This window comes from Pseudogemmobacter sp. TB195 (assembly GCF_058313095.1).
Window position 1 is genome coordinate 97,017 of record NZ_JBZEGG010000020.1, and the last position, 9,719, is coordinate 106,735.

Genomic DNA, 9,719 nt, shown 5'->3' on the forward strand with positions numbered 1-9,719 from the left:
TCTGAAACAAGAGGGGTGGGGCGCGTAAAAATCCTGACACTGAGCTGAAGTTTCGGCGCGGGGATATGATGCGGTATTCAGGCTTCAAAGTGATCAAAGAGGCCCTGACGGGCCATAAAGGCTGGACGCCCGCATGGCGCGACCCGGAGCCGAAGAAACACTATGATATCATTATCATAGGTGGCGGTGGCCATGGTCTTGCGACCGCCTATTACCTGGCGAAGATCTTCGGCAAGGCGAATGTCGCCGTGCTGGAAAAGGGCTGGATCGGCGGCGGCAATGTGGGCCGCAACACGACGATCATCCGCTCGAACTATCTGCTTGATGGCAATGAGCCGTTCTATGAGTTTTCCATGAAGCTGTGGGAAAATCTCGAGCAGGATTTCAACTATAACGCCATGGTCAGCCAGCGCGGCGTGCTGAACCTCTGCCATACCGATGCACAGCGCGATGCCTTCCGCCGTCGCGGCAACGGGATGCGGCTGAACGGGGTCGATGCCGAGCTGCTGGACCAGGAAGGCGTGCGCAAACTGGCGCCCTTCCTGAACTTCGACAATGCGCGTTTCCCGATCAAAGGCGGCCTGTTGCAACCGCGTGGTGGCACCGTGCGCCATGATGCGGTCGCCTGGGGCTATGCGCGCGGCGCCGATCAGCGCGGCGTCGACATTATCCAGAATTGCGAAGTCACCGGGTTTAAGATCGAGAACGGCAAGGTGCTGGGGGTCGAGACCACGCGCGGGTTCATCGGCGCAAACAAGATCGGCTGCGCGGTCGCCGGGTCATCGGGCAAAGTCATGGCGCAGGCCGGCATCCACCGCCTGCCGATCGAAAGCCATGTGTTGCAGGCCTTCGTCTCGGAAGGGCTGAAGCCGGTGCTGCCGGGTGTGATCACCTATGGCGCGGGCCATTTCTATGTCAGCCAGTCCGACAAGGGCGGTCTGGTATTTGGCGGCGATATCGACGGCTATAATACCTATGCCCAGCGTGGCAATCTTCCGGTCGTGGAAGACGTCTGCGAGGGCGGCATGTCGATCATGCCGATGATCGGGCGCGCGCGCCTTCTGCGGATCTGGGGCGGTATCATGGATATGTCGATGGATGGCTCGCCCATCATCGATAAGACCGATATCGACGGGCTCTATTTCAACGGCGGCTGGTGCTATGGTGGCTTTAAGGCCACGCCGGCCAGCGGCTGGTGCTTTGCGCATCTGCTCGCCAATGATCAACCGCATTCTGTGGCGACCGCCTATCGGTTCGACCGGTTCCGCAAGGGGCTGATGATCGACGAAAAGGGCATGGGCGCCCAACCGAACCTGCATTGAGGACCTGAGCGATGATTATCAATCACCCCCTGCTGGGGCCGCGAGATTCGCAGGAATTCGTCTATCTTGGCGATGCGAACCTGATCGACCGGCCAGACTGGGCCGCCGAGGGCGCCGTCGATACCTTTCATGACTATCTCTACCAGCGCACGAACCCTGCGGGGCTTCACCAGGAGCTGTGGTTCCACGAACAGGGCGACCGGTCCTGGCTTGTGGTGACCCGCAACACGCTGACCCATGAAATCACCAAAGTCGAGCTGGCCCGCGATGTGGCCCGCGCCCGGGGAAGGTCGAAATGAGCCAGAAGAACCGTCTGTCCGGTGGTCAGCTGAACCGCTCAAAACCGCTGAACTTCACCTTCGATGGGGCGACCTATCAAGGCTATGAGGGCGATACGCTCGCCTCGGCTCTGCTCGCGAATGGCGTGCGGCTGATGGGCCGGTCGTTCAAATATCACCGCCCGCGCGGCCCGATCTCGTCGGGTTCGGAAGAGCCGAACGCGATTGTCGAACTGCGTCAGGGCGCGCGGCAGGAGCCGAACACCCGCGCGACCATTGCGGAACTGTTCGAAGGCCTCAGCGCGAAAAGCCAGAACCATGTCGGTTCGCTCAAATTCGACTTCCTCGCGATCAATGACCGGCTGTCGTCCTTCTTTGCGGCGGGGTTCTATTACAAGACCTTCATGTGGCCGAAGGCCTTCTGGGAAAAGCTTTACGAGCCGATGATCCGCCGCGCGGCGGGGCTTGGCAGCCTCTCGATGCAGGACGACCCGGATGCCTATGACAAGGGCTTCCTGCATTGCGATCTGCTGGTGATCGGGGCCGGGCCCTCGGGTCTGGCGGCGGCGCTGACGGCGGCGCGGTCTGGTGCGCGGGTGATCCTCGCCGATGAGGATTTCACCCCGGGCGGGCGGCTGAACTCTGAGACCTTTACGCTTGGCGATGCCTCGGGCGCCGACTGGGCGAAATCTGCAATTGCTGAACTTTCGAGCCTGCCCAATGTCCGCATCCTGACGCGGACGGTGGTGATCGGCGCCTTTGATCACGGCATCTATGGCGCTTTGGAGCGGGTCTCTGACCACATCGCGACCCCGGCGTCAGGCAAGCCGCGCCAGATCCTGTGGCGGATCTATTCGCAGCGCGCCGTGCTGGCAGCCGGTGCGACCGAGCGTCCGATTGCGTTCAAAAACAACGACCGCCCCGGCGTGATGCTGGCCGGTGCGATGCGCGCCTATGCCAATCGCTGGGCGGCGACGCCGGGCCAGACGGTCGCGGTCTTCACCAATAATGACGATGGCTTGCGCACGGCGTCGGATCTGCTCGCGAAGGGCGTCAAGGTTGCCGCCGTGATCGACAGCCGCGCCGATGGCCCCGCCTTCCTGGGGGCCGAACATCTGCGTGGCGCGGTGGTGACCGATGCGCATGGCCGCCTTGGCCTGTCCTCGATCAGGGTGAAACTTGCGAATGGTGAGACCCGCCAGATTTCCACAGAGGCGCTTGGCGTCTCGGGTGGCTGGAACCCCAATGTGCATCTGACCTGCCATCAGCGCGGTCTTCCGGTCTGGAATGCAGACCTTGCCGCCTTTGTTCCCGGCACGCTTCCGGTGGGTATGGTTGTTGCAGGCGCGGCGAATGGCCGGCTTTCGACCGCCGGCGCGCTGGCCTCTGGTGCAGAGGCTGCTGCCGAGGCGCTGGAAGGCCTTGGTCTGACGGTGAAATCAGCCGATCTGCCCCAGGCCGAGGATGCGCCGGTGCGCGTCACGCCGCTGTGGTATGTGCCGCATAAGGGCCGCGCCTGGCTCGACCAGCAGAACGATGTCACCGTCAAGGACGTCAAGCTGGCGCATCAGGAAGGCTTCCGCTCGGTCGAGCATCTGAAGCGCTATACCACGATGGGCATGGCGACGGATCAGGGCAAGACCTCGAATATCTCGGGCCTTGCCGTGATGGCCGAGATGACCGGCAAGTCGATCCCGGAAACCGGTACCACCATCTACCGCCCGCCCTATACGCCGGTGCCGATTGCGGCCTTTGCGGGCCGGTCTGCCGGTGCGGATTTCCGCCCCAAACGCCTGACGCCCTCGCATAAATGGGCTGCGGAACAGGGCGCGGTCTTTGTCGAGGTCGGTATGTGGCTGCGCGCCCAGTGGTTCCCGAAAGCGGGCGAGACCACCTGGCGGCAATCGGTTGACCGCGAAGTGCTGGCGACCCGTGGCTCGGTCGGCATCTGCGACGTGACGACGCTGGGCAAGATCGACGTTCAGGGGCCGGATGCGGCGGAGTTCCTCAACCGCATCTATTGCAATCCTTTCGCGAAACTGCCCGTGGGCAAGGTCCGCTACGGCCTTATGCTGCGCGAAGACGGTATGGCGATGGATGACGGCACCACGGCGCGTCTGGCGGAAGACCATTTCGTCACCACCACCACCACGGCGAATGCGGTCGGCGTCTACCGCCATATGGAATTCGCGCGGCAATGCCTCTGGCCTGATCTTGATGTGCAGATCATCTCGACCACCGAGGCCTGGGCGCAGTTCTCGGTCGCCGGACCCAATGCCAGGAAACTCCTGCAGAAAATCGTCGATCCGGAATTCGACATCTCGAACGAGGCCTTCCCCTATATGGGCTGCGGCGAGATCACGGTTTGTGGCGGCCTCAGGGCGCGGCTGTTCCGGATCTCCTTCTCGGGCGAGCTGGCCTATGAAATCGCAGTGCCGACCCGTTACGGCGACGGCCTTGTCCGCGCCATGATGGAGGCCGGGCGCGAGTTCAATGCCCTTGTCTATGGCACCGAGGCGCTCGGCGTCATGCGGATTGAGAAAGGCCATGCGGCGGGGAATGAGCTGAACGGCACCACCTCGGCGCTGAACCTCGGCATGGCCGGCATGGTCAACAAGAAGAAGGACTCGATCGGCTCGACCTTGTCGGAACGTGAGGGGATGAACCGCGAGGGCGCCTATAATCTTGTGGGCTTCCAGCCGGTTGATGCGACGAAACCCCTGCTTGGTGGGATGCATTTCATCAACCAGGGCGCGCCGGCCGATGCGAAAAATGACCAGGGCTATATGACCTCGGTCGCGTTTTCGCCCTCGCTCGGGCATTCCATTGGCCTTGGCTATCTGAAAGACGGTGCGGCCCGCAAAGGCGATACGCTGCGCGCCGTGAACCCGCTGGCGGGAGAGGAGACGCTGGTCAAAGTCGTTTCCGCCCATTTTGTCGACCCGGAAGGAGAACGTCTCCGTGGCTGATCCCGTTCTGAAAATGAGCCCGCTCAAACCGATCACCCAGCTGGGGGGTGATGCGCCCCGCAGGGACAGCTTTCCCGGCCTGACCATTACTGAGCGGACCGACACCGCCCTGGCCTCGCTGTCGGCGCGGCAGGGGAAACCGGCAGAGTTCCAGGCGGCGGCCAGGGCATTCTTCGGCTTCGATCTGCCCGCACCGGCGCGCAGTGCCACGGGCGGCGTCTTTACCGCGATCTGGACCGGGCCGGAGCAATGGTTCATCGAGGCGCCTTTCGCCACGCATGAAGACATCGCGCCGATCCTGAAAAAGGGCTTCGGAGATACGGCTTCCATCACCGAACAGACCGATGGCTGGGGTGGGTTCGACCTGGAGGGCGAGGGGGTTCTTTCGGTTTTCGAACTTCTTTCGAACCTCGATCTGGGAAAACTGCCCACTGGCGGTGCCAGCCGTACAGTTATCGAACATCTGGGCTGTATCCTGGTCTGTCGTGCCGCAGGGAAAAGTTACACGGTCTATGGCGGGCGCTCCTCGGCTGCCTCGCTGCATCATGCGCTGGTGACTGCGGCGAAATCGGCGCTCTGATGCGCGGCGCAGCACAAGGTTAAAACTGTGGCGAGGGGGCACTGTCCCCTCGCCATCCGGAATATCCAGAGACAGAAACCAGCGCGGTTTCTCCGATATTGTTGTCGTTCTCCTGAACATCCCCGCCGGAGGCTTCTGCAGCCTGCCAGAAGCGGGTGGCCCCCATCGCAACGGGTCAGATTGCGGGAAGTGGCGCGTTTTCTTTCACACGGAACTGGTTGGCCTGTTTGCGATCCTCTTGTGGGGTGACGCCGAAGGCCTGACTGTAATGGCGCACGAGCGGGGTGGTGCTGGCATAACCCACCGCCAGCGCGATTTCCGTGATCGTGTCGTTTGAATAAAGCGCCATCTGACGCGCTTTTTTCAGCCGGAGCAGCCGGTAATATTTCAGTGGGCTCTGGCCTGTTGACCGTTTGAACGAGCGGTCGAGCTGGCGTGAGGACAGGTCCACAGCCTCGGCGACTTCGGCGATCTGGATCGGGTCTTCGATATGTTCGGCGAAAAGCCGGATCGCGCGGGCGACGGGCGGCGGCAGCATATCCTCGGTACGGTCCGAGCGGAGCGTCGGGGTCTTTTGTTCGACTTCCTCGCCGCGCATGAAAGGGTGCTGGAACCAGCAGGCCACTTCCGTCATCGCCTCGGGGCCAAGCTGTTCCTCGATCAGCCGCAGCATCAGATCAAACACAGCGGTGGCGCCTGCGGCGGTCAGGCGGCCGCGGTCGATGGTGATCACCTTTTCCGACGCGATCACGCCGGGAAATTCGGTTTTGAACGCGGCCTCATAACACCAGTGGACCGAGGTTTTATGTCCGTCGAGCAGGCCGGAGCGGGCCAGCGGAAAGATACCGCCCGAGAAGGCGCCGATCCCGGTGCCATGGCGCGCGAGCCGGCGCAGCATCGCATTTGAGCTGCGGGCATTGGTGAACCTCCCCGCCGGGCCCGACAGGATATAAAGCTGGTCGCAATCCGTAAGATCGGCCAGCGCCAGATCGGGATCGAAACCGACCTCGGCAGACGAGACCACGCGGCTCGCGGTTTCGCCCACGACACTCCAGCGGAACGCGCGTTTGCCGATGATCTCATTGGCTGCGCGCAGGGGCTCGATGGCCGAGGTCAGGCAGGCCATCGGAAAGCCCGGAAAGATCAGAAAGCCCAGATGCAGGCCGCTTTCATCCTGGTTCATGTTTCTTATTCTCTCAGGAAACATTTATCGCTAGCATAGTCATATTTTACGGCCATGATACAAGCTCCGTCAGTGGACCGGCAGGTCCGGGCCGGCAAGGCCTGACGGCAAACTGTGGGAAACAGAGGGATTTGATGAGCAGCAGACCGAAGAAAGCAGAGCCCGCCAAGCCACTTCGCTCCCTCTCCCAGGATCCGCACCGGGTCTCTGAACCACGCGAGAAAGTGCTCGAGGTGGCCATCGGACGCGCCGTCCGCAGCTTTCGCCGCCAGAAGGGGATGACGGTCGCCGATCTCTCAAAACAGACCGGTCTCTCGATCGGCATGGTCTCGAAGATCGAAAACGGCATCACCTCGCCCTCGCTCACGACGCTTCAGGTGCTGGCCCATGCGCTTTCCGTGCCGCTGACCTCGTTCTTCCGCCGCTATGAGGAAAATCGCCAGGTCATGCATGTGAAGTCGGGCGAAGCGGTGATTACTGAGCGCGCCGGCACGCGGGCGGGCCATCAATACAGCCTTCTTGGCCATATCGGCGAGAATGCCAGCGGCGTGATCGTCGAACCCTATCTGATCACGCTCAACGAGCAATCCGATATCTTCCCGACCTTCCAGCATGACGGGATCGAGCTTCTCTATATGCTGGAAGGCGAGGTGGTCTACCGCCATGGCGAGCAGACCTTCCTGATGCAGCCCGGCGACAGCCTGTTCTTTGACGCCGATGCACCACATGGGCCGGAAAAGCTGAACACGCTCCCGGCGCGCTATCTTTCGGTGATCTCCTATCCGCAGGCGAATTGAGGCTGGCAGATGCGGGAGGGGGGTGCAGGGGTGAAGTCTATGGATATTGGCGCAATGGCCGGGGCGATCCTCGCCTGTGACCGGCGGGCGCTCGCGCGGGGGATTACGCTGATCGAAAGCGCGCGACCTGATCACCGTGAACAGGCGGTGGAACTGATTTCCGCGCTGCGCGCTTCCGGGCGTCAGGCGTTGCGGCTGGGGCTTTCGGGCACGCCGGGGGTGGGGAAATCCACCTTTATCGAAGCTTTCGGCATGAAGCTGGCCGAGACCGGCAAAAAGATCGCGGTTCTCGCGGTGGATCCGTCTTCGGCGCGGTCGGGGGGCTCGATTTTGGGCGACAAGACCCGGATGGAGCAGCTTTCCCGCCATCCCAACGCCTATATCCGCCCTTCGCCCAGCCAGGCCCATATGGGCGGTGTGGCGCGGCGCACCCGTGAGGCCGTGGCGCTGTGTGAGGCGGCGGGGTTTGACCTCGTGCTGATCGAGACGGTGGGGGTCGGCCAGTCCGAGACCATGGTGGCCGAGATCTGTGATGTTTTTTTGCTTCTCATGGCACCAGCGGGCGGCGATGAGCTGCAAGGGGTCAAGCGCGGCATCATGGAAATGGCCGATATGATTCTGGTCAATAAAGCGGATGGCGACCTGCTGGCGACCGCGACCCGTACCGTTGCCGATTATGCGGGCGCGCTGCGGCTGTTGCGCAAGCGCGCGCAGGACCCCGAAGGCTTCCCCAAAGCGATGCCGGTTTCCGCCTATAGCGGCGCGGGGCTCGACAAAGCCTGGGACGAGATGACCCGGCTTGCCAGCTGGCGCAAGGACCAGGGCCATTGGGCGCGCAGGCGGTCGGAACAGGCGGCGCATTGGTTCGGAGAGGAGGTGCGCCACGGGCTTTTGGCGGTGCTGGAGCGCGAACCGGCAAAGGGTATCCTCGCCCGGCTCGGAGCTCAGGTCGCGGCCGGAGAAGCCACGCCCGAGGCCGCCGCGCGGCAGATGATGGCAGCGCTTGGGCGCCCGGTATGAAACCTGCCTGACAGCTGCGTTTCCCGGCGGCTTCCCGCGGTGAATCGCTTGACGCCGGAGCGGATTCCCCGTATTTGCCCCAGGATCGAATTCGGACAGCGGGGGGATTCCCTTGGGTTTGTCCTTTGAACACAGCGCAAGCTGACCCAATACAGCGAAAGCTGAACAGACCTGAAGGATACCGCAATGTCGCGCGTTTGCGAACTGACGGGCAAAGGCCCGATGACCGGCAACACGGTCAGCCATGCGAATAACAAGAACCGTCGTCGTTTCCTGCCGAACCTGAATGAGGTTTCGCTGGCATCCGACGTGCTCGGCAAAACCTATACCCTGCGCATCTCGGCAGCCGCTCTGCGGACCGTGGATCACCGCGGTGGTCTGGACGCGTTCCTCGCGCGTGCCAAGGATGCAGAGCTCTCCTCGGATGCGCTGAAAATCAAGCGCGATATCGAGAAAGCACAAGCCGCCGCCTGAGGCGTGCCGGGCTTCACGCTGCAGCGTGGTCCTGGTGATATTTAAACCCCGTCCGGTATGCCCGGGCGGGGTTTTCTTCTGTCGGATCCGGGCGATGCGCTGGCTGAAACGGGGTGGACGTCAGGGCGGCGTCAGAGAAGATTGCGCGAACAGCCATAGCCTGGAGCCAGCATGTCCGACCATAAGCCGCCCTCGACCCTGACCCGTGCCCGCCGTCAGCATGGGATGGCCAGCTATGACCCTGAGGTGATCCGCGACTTGCTGGACCGTATTCCGCTGGCCCATATCGGCCATCTGATTGACGGCCAGCCGGTGGTGACCGCGACGCTGCAATGGCGGATCGGGGACCGGATTTACTGGCACGGATCTTCGGCCAGCCGGATGATCAAGGCGGCATCGGGCGCGAAGGTCTGTGTCACGGTGACAGCGGTCGATGGGATGGTTCTGGCGCGGTCAGGGCTGGAACATTCAACGCAATATCGCTCGGTGATGGTCTTTGGCGAGGCGGTCCTGCTGCGCGACCCCGGCGAAAAAGAGGCCGCGCTGAAGGCGATGATGGAACGGCTTTTCCCCGGCCGCTGGGACGCTTTGCGCCCGATGACGGTGCAGGAACTGAAGGCGACGGCGGTCTTGTCACTGCCGATCTCGGAGGCCTCGGCGAAGATCAGCGCCGGTGATCCGACCGACCCGCCGGAAGATGCCGGCTGGCCGGTCTGGGCCGGGGTCCTGCCGATGCAGATGGTGACGGGGGCGCCGCGCCCGGCTCCAGACCTGGCGCCCGGGCTTGCCGCAGAGCCGCCCTCTTATCTGCGCGATTTCACCTTCGGTTGAACGGTAAGTCGGTCGACGCTTATTGACCTTTCCGCTCCCGAGTCCCCCTATCGCGTTCAGAGGGGGCGGTCCTGGATCCGGCCCCGGCCAGCAGATCGGGGCGGGAACCGGGCCTTGGGGAAATCCCGGCCAGGGGCACAGACCGCCCGAAGCAAGGGAGGAATGTGTCATGTCAGGTCCGGTTGTGAGCCGCGCGCCATCATTGGAATTTTCGGCGGGCGCGCATGTTGATGCGGCGGGTTACGCGCGTCTTTATGGCGAATCG

The 9,719-nt window shown here is 62.9% G+C and carries 9 protein-coding genes; 8 read left to right on the forward strand and 1 reads right to left on the reverse strand.

From position 1 onward, the window contains the following. Nucleotides 1-68: 68 nt before the first annotated feature. The 4 genes from AC4FS3_RS19615 to AC4FS3_RS19630 are packed head-to-tail and all read left to right on the forward strand — an operon-like array spanning nucleotide 69 to nucleotide 5,149. A complete protein-coding gene (locus tag AC4FS3_RS19615; RefSeq protein ID WP_198838021.1) occupies nucleotides 69-1,322 on the forward strand; it encodes a sarcosine oxidase subunit beta family protein in 1,254 nt (417 codons plus the stop codon). An 11-nt stretch (nucleotides 1,323-1,333) separates the two neighbouring features. Then, nucleotides 1,334-1,621 (forward strand): sarcosine oxidase subunit delta, encoded by a 288-nt coding sequence (locus tag AC4FS3_RS19620; protein WP_198837970.1) that lies wholly within the window; start codon nucleotides 1,334-1,336, stop codon nucleotides 1,619-1,621. Next, nucleotides 1,618-4,569, forward strand: coding sequence for a sarcosine oxidase subunit alpha family protein (locus AC4FS3_RS19625; RefSeq protein WP_491021944.1), 2,952 nt, complete (start codon nucleotides 1,618-1,620; stop codon nucleotides 4,567-4,569). Before AC4FS3_RS19620 ends, AC4FS3_RS19625 begins: the two co-directional genes overlap by 4 nt. Next, on the forward strand, nucleotides 4,562-5,149 hold the full coding sequence (locus AC4FS3_RS19630; protein WP_491021945.1) for a sarcosine oxidase subunit gamma: 588 nt from the start codon (nucleotides 4,562-4,564) through the stop codon (nucleotides 5,147-5,149). Before AC4FS3_RS19625 ends, AC4FS3_RS19630 begins: the two co-directional genes overlap by 8 nt. Before the next feature lie 175 nt (nucleotides 5,150-5,324). Here the strand turns inward: AC4FS3_RS19630 and AC4FS3_RS19635 are convergent, their stop codons facing one another. Continuing rightward, the gene (locus AC4FS3_RS19635; protein ID WP_491021946.1) at nucleotides 5,325-6,332 is read right to left on the reverse strand and encodes a GlxA family transcriptional regulator; all 1,008 of its coding nucleotides are present in this window, start codon (nucleotides 6,330-6,332) and stop codon (nucleotides 5,325-5,327) included. A 134-nt stretch (nucleotides 6,333-6,466) separates the two neighbouring features. On the opposite strand from AC4FS3_RS19635, the gene AC4FS3_RS19640 reads away from it, so the two are divergent. The 4 genes from AC4FS3_RS19640 to AC4FS3_RS19655 all read left to right on the forward strand — a co-directional run bounded on the left by AC4FS3_RS19640 (nucleotide 6,467) and on the right by AC4FS3_RS19655 (nucleotide 9,454). After that, on the forward strand, nucleotides 6,467-7,129 hold the full coding sequence (locus tag AC4FS3_RS19640; RefSeq protein WP_092895648.1) for a helix-turn-helix domain-containing protein: 663 nt from the start codon (nucleotides 6,467-6,469) through the stop codon (nucleotides 7,127-7,129). Between the two features lie 39 nt (nucleotides 7,130-7,168). Beyond that, nucleotides 7,169-8,149 carry a methylmalonyl Co-A mutase-associated GTPase MeaB gene (gene meaB / locus AC4FS3_RS19645; RefSeq protein WP_491021947.1) on the forward strand — a complete coding sequence of 327 codons (981 nt, stop codon included), beginning with the start codon at nucleotides 7,169-7,171 and terminating at the stop codon, nucleotides 8,147-8,149. Between the two features lie 186 nt (nucleotides 8,150-8,335). Next, nucleotides 8,336-8,623, forward strand: a complete 288-nt coding sequence (rpmB, locus tag AC4FS3_RS19650; RefSeq protein WP_092895652.1) for a 50S ribosomal protein L28 — start codon at nucleotides 8,336-8,338, stop codon at nucleotides 8,621-8,623. Nucleotides 8,624-8,794: 171 nt separating this feature from the next. Further along, a complete protein-coding gene (locus tag AC4FS3_RS19655; RefSeq protein ID WP_491021948.1) occupies nucleotides 8,795-9,454 on the forward strand; it encodes a pyridoxamine 5'-phosphate oxidase family protein in 660 nt (219 codons plus the stop codon). Nucleotides 9,455-9,719: the final 265 nt, after the last annotated feature.